Raw genomic sequence first — 17484 nt, 5'->3', positions numbered from 1 at the left:
GAGAAAATCACTCTGCCACGAATTCCTGCAGGCGCGCCATCAGCGTCTGGATGCGGGTCGCTGCTTCGGTGAAGGTCTTCACGTCCTCGCGGTTGCCATTGCCGCGCGCTTCCTTGGCGGATTCGAGGTAACCCTCGAGATCGACCTCAAGCGCGTCGACCAGCATTTCGATCTCGTCGGAGGTGAGCGGGACATTGATAGGCTTGGACATGAAGACTCCTGGGTGTGCAATGCGCGGCAGATGAGCACGAACGGCGAGAACCACAACCGCCCTTCACGCGGTTCCCCCGGATAAATTGCACCTCTCGTCAGACTGGGATACGCGGCAGCCTGAGCTTCACCAGCAAGCCGCCCAGATCCTCGCTCTCATCGAGATGGACGGTGCCGCCATAGATTTCCACGACATCGCGCACGATGGCAAGCCCAAGGCCAGTGCCGGGTTTGCCGGTGTCGAGCCGGGCGCCGCGATCGAAGATGCGCACGCGCTCCGCCTCGGGAATGCCCATGCCGTCGTCCTCGATCCAGATTTCGCAGAACTGCGGCTCCTTCGCCGCATCCACCGTTACGAACACGCTGCCGCCGCCATACTTGGCCGCATTCTCGATCAGGTTGCCGAGAATTTCCTCAAGATCCTGCTTCTCAATGGCGACGACGATGTCGCGCGGTCCATCGAGGTCCAGCCGGGCCTGCGTATAAAGCCGCTCGACGGCGCGCAACACCGCTTCGAGACTGGGCCAGACTTCCGCCCGCGACATCCCCACGGCGCGGCGGCCGACCGCCCTGGCCCGCGCAAGATGGTGGTCCACCTGACGGCGCATCACCGCCGCCTCGCGAATCACGGTATCGGCAAGATCGGGCGCCTTCGCAGTCGCCGCGTTCATAACCACCGTCAGCGGCGTCTTCAGCGCATGGGCAAGGTTGCCGGCGTGAGTACGCGCTTCCTCCGCCTGCCGTTCGGTATGGGCAAGCAGGGCGTTCAGCTCATTGACCAGCGGCTCCACTTCGCGGGGCAGCGGATCGTTGACCCGGCTCGCCCCGGTGGTGCGCAGTTTCTGGATAGCGCGGCGCACGTGGCGCAGCGGAAACAGGCCGTACCAGGTCTGCATCCCCGACATCAGCATGAGGCCGAAGCCCAGCGCAACGAAGCTGTACACCAGGATCGAGCGGATCATCTTGATCTGGTCGTTCAGGTCCTTGCGGCTGGCGGCGACCGTGAACATCCACTGCGTATTGCTGCCGGGCAGAATGATCGAGCGTTCCAGCACGCGCAGCGGCTCGCCCGCGAACTGGTCGCTGTCGTAGACGTGCGGCTCGGCATCGAAATGACCTGCCGGCACATCGAGGCTGCGATCCCATAGCGAGCGCGACGGGAAATCCTCGTGCCCTTTCGCGCGAATCTGCCAGTAGAGGCCCGAATTGGGCTCCATGAACCGCTGGTCGCCAAGGGGGCGGATGAAGAATACTTCCCCATCCGCGCCGATTTCGGCCGAACCGATCATGCCGGTAAGGACGTAGCTTAGGCCCTCGTCGAAATTGCGCGTGACGATGCCGGTCACGGTATGGTCGAGGGCCAGTCCGCCCGCGAGGAGCAGGAAGGATATCCACCCCGCCGCGATCAGCATCATGCGCCGTGCAAGCGACCCCGTGTTGCCGGAGCGCCGCGCGCGCGTCTTCAAGGGGTCCGAATCCGGGCCGGCATCTGAGCCCGGCCCCTGCCCGGAAACCTGGACGGAATCCGGGCCGGGCACGCCGGGATCGGCCGCGCCCATGGCGACCGGCTCAGCCGCGGCCGGGGTGGGCGGGATCGTCGAGACTGTAGCCAAGGCCGCGGATCGTCGTGATGACGTCGGCACCCAGCTTCTTGCGGATGCGCGTGACGAAGACCTCGATCGTGTTCGAATCGCGGTCGAAATCCTGATCGTAGATATGCTCGATCAGTTCGGTACGGCTGACCACCTTGCCCTTGTGGTGCATCAGGTAGGACAGCAGCTTATATTCCTGCGCGGTCAGCTTCACCGGCTCGCCGGCCAGGGTGACCCGGCCCGAGCGCGTGTCGAGGCGCACGTCGCCTGCGGTCAGTTCGCTGGAAGTATTGCCCGAAGCACGGCGGATCAGCGCGCGCAGGCGGGCGATCAGTTCCTCGGTCTGGAAGGGCTTGGCGAGATAGTCGTCGGCGCCGGCATCAAGCCCTGCAACCTTGTCCGACCAGCTGTCACGCGCGGTAAGGACGAGGACCGGGAAGGTCCGCCCTTCGCGGCGCCACATGCCGAGCACGGTCAGCCCGTCGATCTCGGGCAGGCCGAGGTCGAGGATCACCGCGTCGTAATCTTCGGTCGAGCCGAGGAAATGCCCGTCTTCGCCATCGGTGGACAGATCGACGGCGTAGCCGTTCTGCTCCAGCGTGGTCTTGAGCTGATTGCCCAGGGTGGGCTCATCCTCGACGATCAGGATGCGCAATGTATCGTCCTCCCTATATGAACGGGCCTGAGATGGGGCGAAAGCCCGCAAGGGTCAAGCCGCTCAGCCGCGCTAGGTTCCCGCACCCTGTTAAGGGAGCGGGTCAGCGACTTTGGCCGATGATGCGCCCGGTGCGGGCATCGACGTCGACGAAATAAACCTTTCCGTCCTGAATGAACTTCAGCCGGTAAGCCATCGCGGCAGGATCGTAATCCGGACCAAGGTATTGCTTGCCCGCCATTCGCGGCAACACCATCTGCTCGATCTGGCGGATCGACATTATGTTGCCAGCCTTGCGCTCCCTGCGCGCCTCGCCCTGATCGCCGCCGGAATCGGCATGGACCGCAGGAGTGCTTGCAAGGAGGGAAAGCATGGCCAGAGCGGCCAACGGGGAGGAAAACCTTTTCATCACGGCTTCGGTGCCTAATTCCGACGCGTTGAACAAGTCCTGAATGTGGCTGGAAGGTGGCCGAAAGGTTCGGCTCGTCGCAGACCTGATATGCCGCGCCGACAAACCCTGCGCTTGCCCTCCCCGCCCCGCCTGTAGGGGCGCCTTCATATGGCAACCGCACCGATCCTAAGCTGGGAAGGCCTTGGCCTTGTCCAGGGCAATGGCTGGCTCTTTCAGAACCTCGACATCAACGTCGGTCCGCGTGACCGGCTGGCCCTGATCGGCCGCAACGGCGCGGGGAAGACCACGCTGCTCAAACTGATCGCCGGGATCGTGGAGGGCGACAAGGGCACCCGCTCGGTCCAGCCGGGCACGCGCGTGGTCACGCTGGAGCAGGACCCGTTCTTCACCGGTTTCGACACCCTGCTCGATTTCGCCATCCACGGCGACGATGCACCGCCGCGCCACGAAGTGGAAGCGATCGCCGACCAGCTTGGCATCGACCTTTCGCGCGAAGCCGCCAGCGCATCGGGCGGTGAGCGCCGCCGCGCCGCGCTGTGCCGCGCGCTGGCCTCCGAACCGGACCTGCTGCTGCTGGACGAGCCGACCAACCACCTCGACCTTCACGCGATCGACTGGCTGGAATCGTGGCTGCAACGCTACAACGGCGCTTTCGTGGTCATCAGCCACGACCGTACCTTCCTGACCCGGCTGACCAATGCGACGCTGTGGCTCGACCGCGGCGGCTTGCGCCGCAAGGACATCGGCTTCGGCGGCTATGATGCCTGGGAAGACGAAGTCTACGCCGAGGAGGAGCGCGCCGCCCAGAAATTGGACGCCAAGCTCAAGATCGAAGCCCACTGGCTGGAACGCGGCGTCACCGCGCGGCGCAAGCGCAACCAGGGCCGCCTTGCCAAGCTGTGGGAAATGCGCGCCACCCGCGCGGCGATGATGGGTCCGCAAGGCGCCGCCAAGTTGGCCGTGGTCGCCGACGACAGCAAGACCAAGTCCGTCATCGTCGCCGACAAGGTGACGAAGTCCTTCGGGGACGGAGACTCTCAGCGCACCGTCATCAAGGACTTCAGCCTGCGCATCCAGCGCGGTGACCGCATCGGCGTGGTCGGGGGCAACGGTTCGGGCAAGACCACCCTGCTCAAGCTGCTGATGGGCGAGCTGGAACCCGATTCGGGCAAGATCACGCTGGCCAATACGCTCAATCCCACCGTGATTGACCAGCAGCGCAGCCGGATGGCCCCGGAAATGACCATCCGCGAGGTCGTAGCCGAAGGCGGCGACTGGATCGACGTGCGCGGCGTGCGCAAGCATATCCAAGGCTATCTCAAGGACTTCCTGTTCGACCCCAACATGGTCGAGGCAAAAGTCGGCACCCTTTCCGGCGGCGAACGCTCGCGCCTGCTGTTCGCGCGCGAATTTGCGACCACCTCGAACCTGCTGGTGCTCGACGAGCCTACCAACGACCTCGATCTGGAAACGCTGGACCTCCTGCAGGAAGTCATTTCCGATTACGAAGGCACCGTGCTGATCGTCAGCCACGACCGTGACTTCCTCGACCGCACCGTCAACCTCACGCTCGGCCTCGACGGGTCGGGGTTCATCGACGTGATTGTCGGCGGCTATGCCGACTGGGAAGCCAAGCGCCGCGAACGCACCGCCTCCTCGGGCAAGAAGGCCAAGGCCGAAACCGCCGCGCCGCCACCGATGCCCGCAAAGAAGGCCAAGCTCTCGTACAAGGACCAGCGCGACTACGAGCTGCTCCCCAAGCGCATCGAGGAACTGGAAGCCGCCATCGCCCGCGACGAGCAGGCAATGGCCGACCCCGCGCTCTACACCCGCGATCCGAAGAAGTTCGCCGCCCTCACCGCCGCGATCGAAAAGGCGCAGGGCGACAAGGAAGCTGCCGAGGAACGCTGGCTCGAACTGGCGGAGCAGGTGGAAGGCTGAGCCCGGTCGGTTCCCAAGCTCCTGGTTGCTGTTGCATGGCCGCCGCCTCGTGATTCCGGCTGAGCCTTGAGACTTGCCAAATCCCTCGCCCTGTAGGAAAGCGAAAAACCAGATCGGTTAGGGGCAGAAGCATGATCAACCGCATCCGCGACATTCGCGCGCAAAAGGGCATGACCCTGGCCGACGTGGCGCTCGCCTGCGACCCGCAGACGACGGCGCAGACCATCGGCCGGCTCGAAACCGGAATGCGCAACCTCTCGCTGGTGTGGATGAACCGCATCGCCGCCGCGCTGGGTGTCGAACCGGAAACCCTCCTGCGCAGCGAAGGCGCTGAACCTGCCCGCATCGTCGCCACGCTGGGCGGCAAAGGCCCCGAAGCCCTGCGCACCCCGATTGAGGCGGTGTTGCCCCATTCGCTTGCCGCCGACACTCCCTGGCTGGTGCTGGCTGTCGAGGCATCCTGCGGCGAATACCGCGCCGGCGACCAGGTGTGGCTGCGCCAGTATCCCGCCGCCGAAGCTGCCCGCCTGATGAACCGCGACGTGCTGGCCCCGCGCCCGGGCGGCCACTTTTCCTTCGGCCGCCTGATCGAAGGCAGCGATGATACCATCGTGCTTCTGCCTCCAACCAGCGGACAGGACCGCGTAAGCGTGGAACATCCCGCATGGCTGGCTGTTGCCGAAATGCTGGTCCGGAAACTCTGAAGGCACACGCCCCTCGATGCATATTCTCTCGATCGCAACGCTTTTCCCGAACCCGGTAAAGCCCTCGTTCGGGGTTTTCGTCGGCAACCAGATGCGCGCCGTCGTGGCGCAGGGGGATATCCAGCTTACCGTGGTCAGCCCGATCGGCGTGCCGCCCTGGCCGCTATCCATGCGCGAACCTTATGCGCGGCTAAAGGCCATCCCCGATGTCGGTGATACTGCCGGTTTCCCGGTCTATTATCCCAAGTTCACGACCTTTCCCAAGATCGGCGGAGACACCAACCCGGCGCGTATCGCGCATGCCGTGCTGCCACTGGTGCGCCGCCTTCATGCCGAGCGGCCTTTCGATCTCGTCGATGCGCAGTTCTTCTTCCCCGATGGTCCCGCCGCCGCGATCATCGCGCGCGAACTGGGCCTGCCGTTGACCATCAAGTCTCGCGGTGCGGACATCCATTTCTGGGGCCAGCGCCCTCATGCCCTGAAGCAGATGCGCGATGCGGCGGCGCAGGCGGCGGGCCTGCTCGCCGTCAGCCAGGCGCTGCGGGAGGACATGATCGCGCTGGGCATGCCGGCCGATCGCATCGCCATCCACTACACCGGGCTGGACCGCGAGAAGTTCCACCCGATCGAGCGCGGCGCCGCCCGCGCGCTGGTCTCGGCCATGCCCAACCTGCAGATATGGTCCGAAGGGCCCCTGCTGGTGACGCCCGGCGCGCTGATCCCCCGCAAGGGCCAGGGCATCGTTATCGAGGCGCTAACCCGCCTGCCCGAAGCACGCCTGGCCCTGGCCGGTGCGGGTGAGGATGAGGCACGTCTGAAAGCCCTCGCCCGGCGGCTGGGGGTGGAGGAACGTGTCCACTTCCTGGGGCTGATAGACCACGAACTGCTGCCGCATGTGTTATGTGCGGCAGACGTATTGGTGCTGCCCTCCGCCAGCGAGGGCCTCGCCAACGTGTGGATCGAGGGTCTTGCCTGCGGAACCCCCATCGTGATCCCCGATATCGGCGGCGCGCGCGAGATCGTCAGCGACGCAAGCGCCGGCCGGATTGCCGAACGCACGCCCGAAGCCATTGCCTCGGCCGTCGCCGAGATTCTCTCCGATCCGCCCAGCCAGGCCGATGTGGCGGAACACGTCAGCCGCTTCAGCTGGGGTGTGAATGCTGAAAACATCGTGCACTTCTGGAAAGGCGTGCTTGGAGAAAGCGAACCGGCGCCCGAACCGGAACTGGCAGTAGAGCCCTGAGCCTGCCCGACGCCTAAAGCGACGATCCACCGTCCAGCACGAATTCCGCGCCGGTCGCGAACGCGCTTTCGTCGCTGGCGAGATAGAGGCACAGCGCCGCCACTTCCTCGGGCCTGCCCAGCCGCCCGATGGGATGCCCGGCCACCCATTCCGCGTAGAGCGCATCGGGCGTCTCGGACTGGTTCATCACCTTTTCCAGCATGGGCGTCAGGATCACGCCGGGATGCACTGAATTGCAGCGCATGCCGTACCCCTTGTGGGCATAGTGCAGCGCGATCGACTTGGTCATATGAGTGACCCCAGCCTTCGCCGCATTATAGGCGGCTAGGTAGTCGCGTGCACGGATACTGGCCATCGAGGCGATGTTGATGACCGATCCGCCAGTGCGCTTCATCATCGGGATCACATGCTTGCAGCCTAGGAGCACGCCGCCGACGTCGATATCCAGTTCATGCCGCAAAGCGTCGAACGTCAGATCCTCCACTGAACCGACGGTGGTGATCCCGGCGCAGTTGACCAGTGTGTCGATCCGGCCATGGTCTTGCTCGATGCGCGCCAAGGCCGCGATCCACTGATCTTCCTGCGTCACGTCGAGCTGTGCGAAGGCGGCCGCCTTGCCCAGTTCGACGGCGAGCGCCTCGCCTGCCGCCACATCGATGTCGGTAATCAGCACTTTGCCGCCCTCGGCCACGAAGCGGCGCACGATTGCCTCGCCCAGCCCGGAGGCCCCGCCAGTGACCAGCGCCACATTGCCTTCGATCCGACCCGTCATCACTCGCTCTCCGTCGTCTGTTCTTGTGTTGCCGTCCTTGAACGGCGTGGGCGGCCGCCATGCACCTGTGCAAAGTGCCAGAGGCGCGGGTGCCGGGGCAGCCCTAGCCTCTCCCTACATAATCGAGAGAGGACTATTCCATGCGTATCATCGTGGCCGGTTGGCTGCGTTTCGCCGGCGACGAGAAGACCTGCGCCGAGATCATCGTCAGCGGCGCCGATCATATTGCCGCCGCCCGCGAGGAAACGGGCTGCACCGCCTATAACTGGGCAGTGGACCCGCTGGAACCGGGGCAGATGCACGTATACGAGGAGTGGGACAGCGAGGAAGCGCTGCTCCAACACTTCGCCGACCCGCCTTATGCCGATATGCGCAGCCATCTGGAACGGTACGAACTGACCGGCTTTCATGTGCAGCTCTATACCGCCGCCGGGATCGAGCCGGTCTACGCCGACGACGGTTGGCCCCGGAAGGAGATTTTCGGGGTGACTCTGGCCGGAGCCTGATTGGCTTGGTGTTTCACACCGCCGTCACCCTAACATGGTTCAGAGTGACGGCGGTGTGAAATGGCGAAATGGCCCTGTTATCCCTCGATCGGGATAAGGAAATCCATCGTGTAGCGCTTGGCCTTCCAGCCTGCAGCCGTGCGCACGACGTCGAAGTAATACCGTCCGTTGACGGTGATGCCGCCGCCCGCCTTGTACTTGCCCATGCCGATCACATAGGCGCGGATCGAAGCCGTATCGCCGTCATAGGCGGTGATCGCGAAGTTGGTGAGGTAGTGCGCGTGCGCCGCCATCGCCTCGAACGTGTCCTCGAAGAACTTGCGGATCTCGCCGTGGCCATTGAGGCTGGGGAAGCCGATGCCCGACAGGTCGAACACCGCGTCCTCCTCGAACACGGCGCAGATGCCGTCGAGGTCGTGCAGGCTGTCTACCGCGTGGGCGTACGAGACGAGCAGGTCCTGGATCGCCAGGCGATCTTCAACGGGGCAGGCAGTCATGTCGGGAATTCCTCTCAGGCTGTCGGTCATTGCGCCTCGGCGGGGAAGCCGGGGCGGATGGGATCGGTCACGCCGTCCCAGTCGCGTGCTGCATCGGCGATGCGCGCGAAGAAATCGCCTTGTAGCGAGTTTTCCTCGATCAGTTCGATCATGCAGCCGATCGCCGCGCTGGTGTCGATATAGCTGAAGCGGAAACCGCCGAAGCTGCCATCGACCGCAGCGGCAAAGCCCTGGTCGACGTATCCGGCGTAGGCCGCGTCATAGTCGCCGGTGTAGATGGCAAGGTGGTGGAAGCCGCCCTGCCCCCTGGCAATGGTATCGCGGTAGGCCGAAGGGCTATCGCAGTGCTGTTGCACAAGCTCGATCTGCACTCCGCCCGACTGAGCGATGGCGACCGAGAAATCGAGGCCGGAAGCGGTCCGGCCGCGGTAATCGTACTCTTCAAGAACGATGCGCGGGACGTGGAAGAACGGCCCGATCCCGGTGGTCCGCACCCAGTTCATGCAGGCGCTCTCGATGTCGTCGACCATCAAGGCAACCTGCATGACGTGGGACCCGGGCCGGCCGGGAACGGGGATCATGCTCAGGCCGGCTTCTCGCCCTTCACGTAATCGTCGAGCAGTTCGTGGAAGCGCTGGATGCGCTTTTCCTGGCCCGGCAGATTGCAGCCCTTGAACCCGCGAGAGTTGAGGCCCTGCTGCTGCGTGGTGCCGATCGACAGGTCCTGATCAGCCACGTAGCCCACCGAAACACCGTCGCCGTAAACCGAGTGACGCGCCACCGCGTCATGTTCCAGCGGCAACATGCCCAGCGGCGTGAACACTTCCTTCATGCCCTCTACCGGCGGGTAGAGGCACCAGTGCTGGAACACGCACTTTTCCGGGTCGGTCGGATGCGGTTCGGTGCGCAGGACCTGAAGCTGTTCGGGGCTCATGGTCAGAGTGAGGTTGGGGAACAGGGTGCAGTGGAAATAGTCCACCAACTGCTGGTCGCTCATATTGTCGTAATTGGTGTAGCCGCGCCCCGGACCCAGCCGGCGCTTGGCCTCGATGATGGCTTCGCGCAGGTCGCCGGTCCGGCCGTTGTACGGTTCGGGATCGATGCCCCATGCGCGCGCCGCCTCTCCCAGCGGGGCGGGGACTTCGCTGGTGTGATAGTCGACGCGGGTGGTCGCCTGATGGCCCTTCATCCACATCGAGTTGTGGCCCGAGGGGTACATCTCGAACAGGGTATCGGGCAGGCCGTCGTTGATGAAGGTCGCCAGTTCCGGGTGGATGGTGGGGAGGTGGTAGCTCTCGTTGAAATTGTCGCGGATGATCTTCCAGTTGAAATCCGCGTCTGCCGACACCTTGAGCACGCGCACCCAGTTGTCGACGCCGTAGCCCTTCAGGCGATCGGGCAGCGGCGCCATCCATTCGTGCAGCGGGGCGACGTCATCGTCCATGCACCAGAACACGAAGGGGCCCCAGGTCTCGCAGCGCAGTTCGGAAAGGTGAAGGCGTCCGCAAGGCGTCCCGCCCTCGAAATCGTCGGGGTCCTGGACCTTGGCGAGCGTACCGTCGAGGTCGAAAGTCCAGCTGTGATAGGCGCAGGTGATGCGCATGACGCTGGCCTGTTCGCCCACGATCAGGCGGTTACCCCGGTGCGGGCAGGAATTGTAGAACGCCTTGATCGAATTGTCTTCCTGGCGAACCATGATGACCGATTCCTTGGCGAAGTTGTGGCGGATGATGTCGCCCGGCTCCTCCAGTTCGGCAAGCAGGCCGCCAAGGTGCCAGACCTTGGGCCACAGGTTCTTCATCTCGCCGTCCATCCACTCCTTGGAGATGTAACGGTCGGCAGTGATGGGATCGCCGCGCACCGGCATGTCGAAATCGGCTGAGTAGCGCGATGCCTGGGTCTGGATGTTCATAGGCTGGGTATCCTGTGGTTTCGCGTTTTTTCTGTAAGCTCTACTGGCTGGGATCGGCGCCGCGCCGGCCGCCTCTTGGCGCTCCGGGGTTGGCCGCGAAGAAATCGAGTGTGCCGGGATCGTCCTTCACCCAGTCGGTGACGAGGACGCGCTTCACGATGCGCCAGTCGCCATCGCGGCAGGCATATTCATCAAGATACCGCCCGGAAATGAACAGGTCGCGCACACTGCCTTCGGGCGTCGGCAGCGAGTGCCAGGCCTGGAAATACCATTCGCCGCTGGCCGTCTCGCCCGTGACCGCGATACGCGACTGCCCGAGCAGGTGGTGCGTGGCGCCCATGTCGGCGAGGAAGCCTTGCGCGAAATCGACGAATTCGTCCGCCGAGCCCTTCATCAGCCCGCAGTCGACAACGGCGTCATCGTGGAAGGCCGTGCGCTGGAGAACAGGGTCGAGCCGGTCCAGCCCGCGCATGTAGCGCGCCGCCGCATCGGCGATGTCACGCCGGGCGGCAAGATCGCGGACCTCGGCCTCAAGGTCGAACCGGGCTTTTGTCGTCACTGCGTCCACGGGGCAAGCCTCGGGATGGAATTCGCGCGTGAATGGAGCATGCCTTTTCAACTCTCCCGTTCCCGATCAGGGCGCGTCTGCATTTTCGCGCGCCTCTGGCCATCCGCAGCCGTTTCGAAATAAACCGACTCACCTGCCGGTTTTTTATGCTACCTTATGGCCCACTTGCTCACCTGCGACTTTGGCTAGGTTCGAGCAAGCGGCGACAAGCGCACCGCTGACGCCCGAAGGGGGAGAGATATTTGAAAGCGCAGTCTCTGCAGGACCGGATGCTCAGCGCACTCTCGCCCGAGATGCACGCCCGCTCGCCTGAAAATGGCCCACCCGAAAAATGGCAGCAGCGCAAAAGCGCGCTGATGCGCGAACGGCTGGTTTCCGCCGCGATCGACTGCCTTGTCGAGGGCGGCTACCCCGGCCTGACGACCGCTGCCGTGGCGGCGGCCTGCGAAGTTTCGCGCGGAGCGATGCATCATCACTTCCAGACGCGCATGGAACTGGTTTCGGCCGTGGTTGAACACGCCGTCTACCACCGCATGCGCACCTTCCTTGCCGACTACTTCGAGGCCGTTTCGCGCCGGGTGGACGAACCGATGATCGAGATGGCGGTCGAGGCGCACTGGCGCTCGGTGCAGACGCGCGACTATGCCGCCTGGGTCGAACTGGCTGTCGCGGCGCGGACCGACGCCGAGTTGGCCGCGATCTTCGAACCTGCCGCGCGCCGCTACGACGCGGTCTGGACCAGCGAGATGATCGAGGCCTTTCCGCAGTGGCGCGAAGACTGGGACAACCTCAAGCTGGCGCACGACTTCACCAGCGCCATCCACATGGGCATGCTGCTCCACGCGCCGGTCTTCGGCACCGGGGAGCGGCTTGAACGCCTGCGCCATTTCGCCGCGCGCACCATGCAGCGGCTCAGCGAGGAACGCTGAAGGCGGGGGCCCTGCCCGTCCCGTTCTCTCCCCCCCGTTCTCTCCCCCCCGTTCTCTCCAAAGTCACAGGTGTCCCTGCGGCGCCTACTCTTCCAGACTTGACCGGGATAACGATTCGAACCGGCCTCGCGCTTTGCCCGAGGCCCCAGAGAACTGAATCGAAGGAGAAACCTGATGGCGAACGTGGCAATCACCGGAGCAGCGCGCGGAATCGCGTTCGAACTGGCCAAGCAACACCTCGAACGCGGCGACCGCGTGTTTGCACTTGTGCGCAATGCTGCAGGCGCCGATGCCCTCAACGACCTCGCGGCTTCGTCCGGCGGCAAGGTGACGGTCCATACGATGGATGTGAGCGACAGCGCTTCGGTTAAGTCCGGCGCCGCATCGACCGGCGCTGAACCCATCGACATCCTCTACAACGTCGCCGGCGTGACCGGTAACGCCGAAGCCGATTTCGAGAATATAGACTGGGAAGACTTCGACCAGTCTATCGAGATCATGTTGAAGGGCCCCTTGCGCGTCCTCAGCGCCTTCCTGCCCTGCCTTGGCGAGGGTTCGAAGGTCATCAACTTCTCCAGCCAGCTTGGCGCCTCGACCTGGCCCTACGGCGGCTATTGGGGATACGCGGCGGCCAAGGCCGGCTTGAACCGCATGATGCGCTCGATCGCCATCGACCTGAAGGATCGCGGCATCGTTGTCGGTGTGATCCACCCCGGCTACGTTTCGACCGACATGAGCGGCCCCGGCGCCGACATCACCCCGCAGGAAAGCGCCTCCTCGATCATGGCCCTCACCGATGGCTGGGCAATCGAGGACACCGGCGAGTTCTACAAGTGGAACGGCGAAAAGCACGCTTGGTAGGGAACGCAGCGATGGCATTCACCGGACCGCTGGAGGATCGCATCCTCATTCGCGAACTGCTCGACACATACGCCCACGGCGTGATGACCCGCGACGTCGAAACCTGGGCGGCCACCTGGGCCGAGGACGCCTTTTGGGCCTTGCCCGAATTTCCCGATCTGGGCGGGTTCACCGGCAAGGCGGCGATCGTGGCTGGCTGGAGCGAATCGATGAAGCACTACGGCCTTGGCGGCGGTGCGGCGCGGCCAATGGTCTATGTCGCCCACCCCGGCGAAATCCTGGTGGACGGCGACCGGGCCACGGCGATCTCCTACACCTCGGAAATCTTCGAGGATCCGGCCACTTCCAAGACCATGCGCCTGCGTGGCCGATACGTCGATGAACTGGCGAAAATCGACGGCGCGTGGCTGTTCACCCGCCGCGAATATACCACCTTCGACGCGCGCGAGGACTGACGCCCCGCGCAAAACAGGGCGCGCACCTTCCAAGTGCGCGCCCTGTCGCTCAGGTTCCGAGCTGCTCGAACATCTTGCGTGAAACGGCCGTGAGGTTGGCCATGATCGCGCCTTGCCTGCCCTCCACTTCGCTGAAGCGAAGCGGCTTGACGCGCTCGACCAGAATTTCCTCCGGCGTCGGGTCCTGCGCAAACAGGGCCATCACCTCCCCCACGAATTCGGGGAGCGGCTGATAGCCTTCGCGGGTGCTCTGGCCGGGGGTAAGGTCGGTCTGGACGGCAGGCGGCGCCAGTTCGATCACTTCCACGCGCCCGCGGAGCATCTCGCGCAGAGACTGGGTGTAGCTGTGCATGGCCGCCTTGGACGCGCTATAGGTCGGCGTGCCTGAAAGCGGGACGAAGGCCAGCCCCGACGTGACATTGACGATCGCGCTGTCCTCCTGCGCGGCAAGGTGATCCACCAGCGCATCGATCAGGCGGATCGGACCCAGCACGTTGGTCACCAGCGTCGCTTCCGCATCGCCAAGATCGCGCGCGGTATCGAGCCGTTCGTAGCGCATGATGCCGGCATTGTTGATGAGGACGTTCAGCGCCGGAAAGTCCTCCAGAACCCGCGCCGCGAAGGCGGCGATACCCTCTGCGCTTTCCACGTCCAGCACCAGCGCATGCATGTTCTCGCGGCCCTTGCATGCCGCTTCCAGTGCTTCGAGCCTGCGCCCGGCGACAATCACGACATTGCCCTGATCGTGAAACCGCTGTGCCAGCGCCTCGCCGATGCCCGAGCCGCCGCCGGTCATCAGGATGGTGTTTCCGGTGTTTTTCATTGGAACCTCCTTGGTTGACGCCATCGATGTAGCGCAGCACATTCGAATGGTAAGAAGGCACCCCAAAGATTTATACTTACCCGAAAGAGAGTGACCGTCCCATGGAGACCGCAGCGCCCGATGCGATCGAACCCCCGGCCAGGATGGGTGAATGCGAGGTCATTGATCCGCGCATCGAAGCGCTGGTGACCGAACTGATCGGCCGCGTCGCCGACAAGTGGACGATGATCCTGCTCGAAGTTTTCGAGGAACACGGGGAGCAGCGCTTCACCCAGATCGCGCGGCTTGTGCCGGGCATCAGCCAGAAAATGCTCACGCAAACCCTGCGCCGCATGGAACGCGACGGCATGATAACCCGGCACGTTCATGCCGTGGTGCCGCCGCGCGTCGATTATGCGCTCACCCCGCTCGGATCGAGCCTGAGTGAGGCTTTTTGCGGAGTTTGGATATGGGCCGCGGCCAACCTCGACCGGGTCGAAAGCGCGCGCGAAGACTTCGACGCGCGCTGAAGACCTACCCCAGCATCGCACGGAAAATTTCGAGCGGGCTTCTGCGGGAAAGACGCTCGGGCACATAGACGAGCGGAACGAGCTTGCCTTCGATCAGGTCGGCCACACTGATTTCGCTTTTCAGCGCGATGCCGCAGCGATCGGCGCCTCGCCAGCGCACTTGCCCCTTCAGGATGTGCCCGCCGATATCCAGTTCAATCGCCGTCCCGCGCGGAGGCGGCGAAGCAACGAGGGCAAGAACGCCTCGCGAAGACGCATTGGTCAGCGTCGCGTCCGCAACCCGGTCGCCAATGCGCATCGCTGCCTTTACCGCGACGACCGTGCGCGCCTGCATACGCTGTCTGTGAATGAACATGCCCGCCGTTCCCTAGCCAGAGCTGGAAAACGTACTACGTACAAATAGTTATTCTGGAGTTAATTCCGGTTCATTCCGGTGGCATTTCCGGCCCGCCTGATGGCGGACCGGAAACTATGCGCCAAGCCGGAAGAACCAGCCTCAGCCAGCGGCTTTTTTCTTCAACCGCCAGGCATGAAGTAGCGGCTCGGTATAGCCATTGGGCTGATCCACACCCTTGAACACAAGGTCGCAGCCCGCCTGGAACGCCATGCTGGTATCCCAATTGCCCGCCATCGATTCATAAAGCGGATCGCCCGCGTTCTGCGCATCGACCTTGGCGGCCATGCGCTTCAGCGAATCCATCACCTGATCGGGCGAGCAAACACCGTGGAGCAGCCAGTTCGCCATGTGCTGGCTGGAAATGCGCAGCGTCGCGCGGTCTTCCATCAGGCCGACGTCGTTGATGTCAGGCACCTTGGAGCAACCCACCCCTTGGTCGATCCACCGCACAACGTAGCCGAGCAACCCTTGAGCATTGTTGTCGAGTTCCTCGCGGACCTCATCTTCCGACCAGTTCACCCCGTCCGCCAGCGGCACCTGCAGCAACAGATCGAGGCCGGGCACTTCCTGCGCGGCGATATCCTTGCGCAGGCCGAAGACGTTGACCTGATGGTAGTGCATGGCGTGGAGAGTGGCGGCAGTGGGCGACGGCACCCACGCGGTGTTGGCGCCGGTCTTGGGGTGACCGATCTTCTGCTCCATCATGTCGCGCATCATGTCGGGCGCGGCCCACATTCCTTTGCCTATCTGCGCCACGCCCGAAAGGCCGTGAGCCAGCCCGATGGCGACGTTGCGCTTCTCGTAGGCGGCGATCCATGCAGACGCTTTGATGGCAGCCTTGCGGATCATCGGACCCGCCTGCATCGAGGTGTGGATCTCGTCGCCGGTGCGGTCGAGGAAGCCGGTGTTGATGAAGACGATGCGTTCGCGCACGGCGTGGATGCAGGCAGCAAGGTTGGCCGAAGTGCGGCGCTCCTCGTCCATCACGCCGACCTTGATGGTATGCCGGGCAAGGCCCAGCAGATCCTCGACCGCGTCGAACAAGTCGTTGGTGAAAGCGCATTCCTCCGGCCCGTGCATCTTGGGCTTGACGATGTAGATGCTGCCCTCGCGGCTGTTGCCGTACTTCGTCAGCCCACGCACGTCCTGCGCCGAAATGGCGCTGGTTATGACTGCGTCCAAAATGCCTTCGGGAATTTCGCCGCCGCCGGGCAGCAGGATCGCCGGATTGGTCATCAGGTGACCGACATTGCGCACGAACAGCAGCGAACGCCCCGGCAGCAGCGCCGCTTCGCCGCTCGGCAGGTTCACTTCCTTGTCAGGCGCCAGCGCGCGGGTCAGCGCCTTGCCGCCCTTCTGGAAGGTGTCGGTGAGGTCGCCCTGGATCACGCCGAGCCAGTTGGCATAGGCCAGCACCTTGTCCGCCGCATCGACCGCCGCGATCGAATCTTCGAGGTCGACGATCGCGGTCAGCGCCGCTTCCAGCACGATATCGGAAATGCCGGCCTTGTCGGTACTGCCGACCTGGCCCGCCGCGTCGACGACAACCTCGATGTTGAGGCCGTTATTGACGAACAGCAAGCCTGCCGCCGTCTTGCCGACGAATTGCGCCTCGTTAGCGAGTTCAAGGGCGGTAACATCTGCAAGATCGGCCCAGGAACCGGATTTCAACGGCACTGCCTGATCGAGAAACGCACGGCCCGCAGCGATCACCGCCGCGCCGCGAGCCGCATCGTAGCCCGGAACTTGCGCGGGCGCCGCGTCGAGCGCATCGGTGCCGTACCATGAATCGTAAAGGCTGCCCCATCGCGCATTCGCGGCATTGAGCAGGAAGCGCGCGTTGAGGACCGGGACGACCAACTGCGGCCCGGCCATCGTCGCGATCTCGGGGTCGACGCCGGTAGTAGTGATGGTGAAAGCCCCCGGCTCCGGCACCAGATAGCCGATCTCGCGCAGGAACACCTGGTATTCGGCCTGGTCGATGGGCTTGCCGGCGCGGGCCCGGTGCCATGCATCGATCTGCATCTGCAACGAATCGCGGGCACCCAACAGCGCGCCACCGCGCGGCGCATATACGCTCAGAAGCTGCGCAAAGCCCTGCCAGAAGGCGGCGGCGTCATGTCCGATCGGGGGCAGCACCTGCTCCTCGACGAACCTGGCCAGCTTCGCATCGACCTGAAGCCCGGAACGATCAACCCTGTCAGTCATACTTCCTCGCACTGGTTTGCGAACGCACACGCCGTGGATACGGCCTGTAGCGGTCACGTTTATTACCAAATTGCCCTGGGGAAGGATCGGAGAGAGCTATGGCCCAACCTCGCGCGATTGGCAACAGCGCCCAAGGTCCGGGTTCCATTGGTTATAATAGTGTCATGTGACGGCACACAGGGATTCCTCCGGATTTACAGAGGCCGTCGGTAACCCTTACATTCCAGCATTCGTTAAGCATCGAGTGCGGCGGGAACGCAGGGTTGGCACGAACGTTGCTGAGCAGTGGC

The 17484-nt window shown here is 64.0% G+C and carries 20 protein-coding genes; 8 read left to right on the top strand and 12 right to left on the bottom strand.

From position 1 onward, the window contains the following. Positions 1-7: 7 nt before the first annotated feature. From TQ38_RS07045 to TQ38_RS07030, 4 genes are all read right to left on the bottom strand, one after another. Positions 8-211, bottom strand: coding sequence for a hypothetical protein (locus tag TQ38_RS07045; RefSeq protein ID WP_043975417.1), 204 nt, complete (start codon positions 209-211; stop codon positions 8-10). Between the two features lie 97 nt (positions 212-308). Then, the gene (locus TQ38_RS07040; RefSeq protein WP_205316104.1) at positions 309-1625 is read right to left on the bottom strand and encodes a sensor histidine kinase KdpD; all 1317 of its coding nucleotides are present in this window, start codon (positions 1623-1625) and stop codon (positions 309-311) included. A 154-nt stretch (positions 1626-1779) separates the two neighbouring features. Then, positions 1780-2457, bottom strand: coding sequence for a response regulator transcription factor (locus TQ38_RS07035; RefSeq protein WP_043975418.1), 678 nt, complete (start codon positions 2455-2457; stop codon positions 1780-1782). Positions 2458-2560: 103 nt separating this feature from the next. Beyond that, positions 2561-2866 (bottom strand): PepSY domain-containing protein, encoded by a 306-nt coding sequence (locus TQ38_RS07030; protein WP_043975453.1) that lies wholly within the window; start codon positions 2864-2866, stop codon positions 2561-2563. A gap of 150 nt (positions 2867-3016) precedes the next feature. Here TQ38_RS07030 and TQ38_RS07025 point away from each other — a divergent pair, with 150 nt between their 5' ends. The 3 genes from TQ38_RS07025 to TQ38_RS07015 all read left to right on the top strand — a co-directional run bounded on the left by TQ38_RS07025 (position 3017) and on the right by TQ38_RS07015 (position 6757). Next, complete coding sequence (locus tag TQ38_RS07025) at positions 3017-4810, top strand: ABC-F family ATP-binding cassette domain-containing protein (protein WP_043979394.1); 1794 nt, start codon at positions 3017-3019, stop codon at positions 4808-4810. 131 nt (positions 4811-4941) lie between these two features. Then, on the top strand, positions 4942-5514 hold the full coding sequence (locus TQ38_RS07020; protein ID WP_043979396.1) for a helix-turn-helix domain-containing protein: 573 nt from the start codon (positions 4942-4944) through the stop codon (positions 5512-5514). Between the two features lie 16 nt (positions 5515-5530). Continuing rightward, complete coding sequence (locus TQ38_RS07015; protein WP_043979399.1) at positions 5531-6757, top strand: glycosyltransferase; 1227 nt, start codon at positions 5531-5533, stop codon at positions 6755-6757. 13 nt (positions 6758-6770) lie between these two features. Here the strand turns inward: TQ38_RS07015 and TQ38_RS07010 are convergent, their stop codons facing one another. Beyond that, complete coding sequence (locus TQ38_RS07010) at positions 6771-7529, bottom strand: glucose 1-dehydrogenase (RefSeq protein ID WP_043979401.1); 759 nt, start codon at positions 7527-7529, stop codon at positions 6771-6773. 140 nt (positions 7530-7669) lie between these two features. Between TQ38_RS07010 and TQ38_RS07005 the strand changes: the two genes are divergently transcribed. Beyond that, positions 7670-8035, top strand: coding sequence for a putative quinol monooxygenase (locus TQ38_RS07005; protein ID WP_052505963.1), 366 nt, complete (start codon positions 7670-7672; stop codon positions 8033-8035). Between the two features lie 77 nt (positions 8036-8112). On the opposite strand, the gene TQ38_RS07000 is transcribed toward TQ38_RS07005, so the two are convergent. From TQ38_RS07000 to TQ38_RS06985, 4 genes are read right to left on the bottom strand one after another with little or no spacing between them, the layout of a single operon-like run. Next, positions 8113-8532 (bottom strand): nuclear transport factor 2 family protein, encoded by a 420-nt coding sequence (locus tag TQ38_RS07000; protein ID WP_043979403.1) that lies wholly within the window; start codon positions 8530-8532, stop codon positions 8113-8115. A 26-nt stretch (positions 8533-8558) separates the two neighbouring features. Continuing rightward, positions 8559-9113, bottom strand: coding sequence for a VOC family protein (locus TQ38_RS06995; RefSeq protein ID WP_043979405.1), 555 nt, complete (start codon positions 9111-9113; stop codon positions 8559-8561). A 2-nt stretch (positions 9114-9115) separates the two neighbouring features. Further along, a complete protein-coding gene (locus TQ38_RS06990) occupies positions 9116-10444 on the bottom strand; it encodes an SRPBCC family protein (protein WP_043979406.1) in 1329 nt (442 codons plus the stop codon). Positions 10445-10484: 40 nt separating this feature from the next. Next, positions 10485-11012, bottom strand: a complete 528-nt coding sequence (locus TQ38_RS06985; RefSeq protein ID WP_043979468.1) for a nuclear transport factor 2 family protein — start codon at positions 11010-11012, stop codon at positions 10485-10487. Between the two features lie 242 nt (positions 11013-11254). On the opposite strand from TQ38_RS06985, the gene TQ38_RS06980 reads away from it, so the two are divergent. The 3 genes from TQ38_RS06980 (at position 11255) to TQ38_RS06970 (ending at position 13257) form a co-directional block, all read left to right on the top strand. Further along, positions 11255-11941 carry a TetR/AcrR family transcriptional regulator gene (locus TQ38_RS06980; RefSeq protein WP_043979409.1) on the top strand — a complete coding sequence of 229 codons (687 nt, stop codon included), beginning with the start codon at positions 11255-11257 and terminating at the stop codon, positions 11939-11941. A 174-nt stretch (positions 11942-12115) separates the two neighbouring features. Then, the gene (locus TQ38_RS06975) at positions 12116-12802 is read left to right on the top strand and encodes an SDR family oxidoreductase (RefSeq protein WP_043979412.1); all 687 of its coding nucleotides are present in this window, start codon (positions 12116-12118) and stop codon (positions 12800-12802) included. Positions 12803-12813: 11 nt separating this feature from the next. Next, on the top strand, positions 12814-13257 hold the full coding sequence (locus tag TQ38_RS06970) for a nuclear transport factor 2 family protein (protein ID WP_043979414.1): 444 nt from the start codon (positions 12814-12816) through the stop codon (positions 13255-13257). 49 nt (positions 13258-13306) lie between these two features. On the opposite strand, the gene TQ38_RS06965 is transcribed toward TQ38_RS06970, so the two are convergent. Beyond that, on the bottom strand, positions 13307-14080 hold the full coding sequence (locus TQ38_RS06965) for an SDR family oxidoreductase (RefSeq protein ID WP_043979415.1): 774 nt from the start codon (positions 14078-14080) through the stop codon (positions 13307-13309). A gap of 101 nt (positions 14081-14181) precedes the next feature. On the opposite strand from TQ38_RS06965, the gene TQ38_RS06960 reads away from it, so the two are divergent. Further along, positions 14182-14589 carry a helix-turn-helix domain-containing protein gene (locus TQ38_RS06960; RefSeq protein ID WP_043979417.1) on the top strand — a complete coding sequence of 136 codons (408 nt, stop codon included), beginning with the start codon at positions 14182-14184 and terminating at the stop codon, positions 14587-14589. Positions 14590-14593: 4 nt separating this feature from the next. Here the strand turns inward: TQ38_RS06960 and TQ38_RS06955 are convergent, their stop codons facing one another. Further along, entirely contained in the window at positions 14594-14923 is a 330-nt protein-coding gene (locus tag TQ38_RS06955) for a pilus assembly protein (RefSeq protein ID WP_240197982.1), read from the bottom strand. A 162-nt stretch (positions 14924-15085) separates the two neighbouring features. Beyond that, complete coding sequence (locus TQ38_RS06950; RefSeq protein WP_043979420.1) at positions 15086-17194, bottom strand: malate synthase G; 2109 nt, start codon at positions 17192-17194, stop codon at positions 15086-15088. Positions 17195-17484: the final 290 nt, after the last annotated feature.

This window comes from Novosphingobium sp. P6W, assembly GCF_000876675.2.
Taxonomy (GTDB): domain Bacteria; phylum Pseudomonadota; class Alphaproteobacteria; order Sphingomonadales; family Sphingomonadaceae; genus Novosphingobium.
Note: the sequence above shows the minus strand (reverse complement) of the source record. Positions and strands in the feature narration are given on the sequence as shown.

Coding starts and splice junctions, on each gene's coding strand:
- TQ38_RS07025 (WP_043979394.1), top strand. CDS start 3,017: ATGGCAACCGCACCGATCCTAAGCTGGGAAGGCCTTGGCCTTGTCCAG.
- TQ38_RS06950 (WP_043979420.1), bottom strand. CDS start 17,194: ATGACTGACAGGGTTGATCGTTCCGGGCTTCAGGTCGATGCGAAGCTG.
- TQ38_RS07010 (WP_043979401.1), bottom strand. CDS start 7,529: ATGACGGGTCGGATCGAAGGCAATGTGGCGCTGGTCACTGGCGGGGCC.
- TQ38_RS06975 (WP_043979412.1), top strand. CDS start 12,116: ATGGCGAACGTGGCAATCACCGGAGCAGCGCGCGGAATCGCGTTCGAA.
- TQ38_RS07015 (WP_043979399.1), top strand. CDS start 5,531: ATGCATATTCTCTCGATCGCAACGCTTTTCCCGAACCCGGTAAAGCCC.
- TQ38_RS07005 (WP_052505963.1), top strand. CDS start 7,670: ATGCGTATCATCGTGGCCGGTTGGCTGCGTTTCGCCGGCGACGAGAAG.
- TQ38_RS07000 (WP_043979403.1), bottom strand. CDS start 8,532: ATGACTGCCTGCCCCGTTGAAGATCGCCTGGCGATCCAGGACCTGCTC.
- TQ38_RS07045 (WP_043975417.1), bottom strand. CDS start 211: ATGTCCAAGCCTATCAATGTCCCGCTCACCTCCGACGAGATCGAAATG.
- TQ38_RS06970 (WP_043979414.1), top strand. CDS start 12,814: ATGGCATTCACCGGACCGCTGGAGGATCGCATCCTCATTCGCGAACTG.
- TQ38_RS06990 (WP_043979406.1), bottom strand. CDS start 10,444: ATGAACATCCAGACCCAGGCATCGCGCTACTCAGCCGATTTCGACATG.
- TQ38_RS07030 (WP_043975453.1), bottom strand. CDS start 2,866: ATGAAAAGGTTTTCCTCCCCGTTGGCCGCTCTGGCCATGCTTTCCCTC.
- TQ38_RS07040 (WP_205316104.1), bottom strand. CDS start 1,625: ATGATGCTGATCGCGGCGGGGTGGATATCCTTCCTGCTCCTCGCGGGC.
- TQ38_RS07020 (WP_043979396.1), top strand. CDS start 4,942: ATGATCAACCGCATCCGCGACATTCGCGCGCAAAAGGGCATGACCCTG.
- TQ38_RS06995 (WP_043979405.1), bottom strand. CDS start 9,113: ATGATCCCCGTTCCCGGCCGGCCCGGGTCCCACGTCATGCAGGTTGCC.
- TQ38_RS06960 (WP_043979417.1), top strand. CDS start 14,182: ATGGAGACCGCAGCGCCCGATGCGATCGAACCCCCGGCCAGGATGGGT.
- TQ38_RS06965 (WP_043979415.1), bottom strand. CDS start 14,080: ATGAAAAACACCGGAAACACCATCCTGATGACCGGCGGCGGCTCGGGC.
- TQ38_RS06955 (WP_240197982.1), bottom strand. CDS start 14,923: ATGCAGGCGCGCACGGTCGTCGCGGTAAAGGCAGCGATGCGCATTGGC.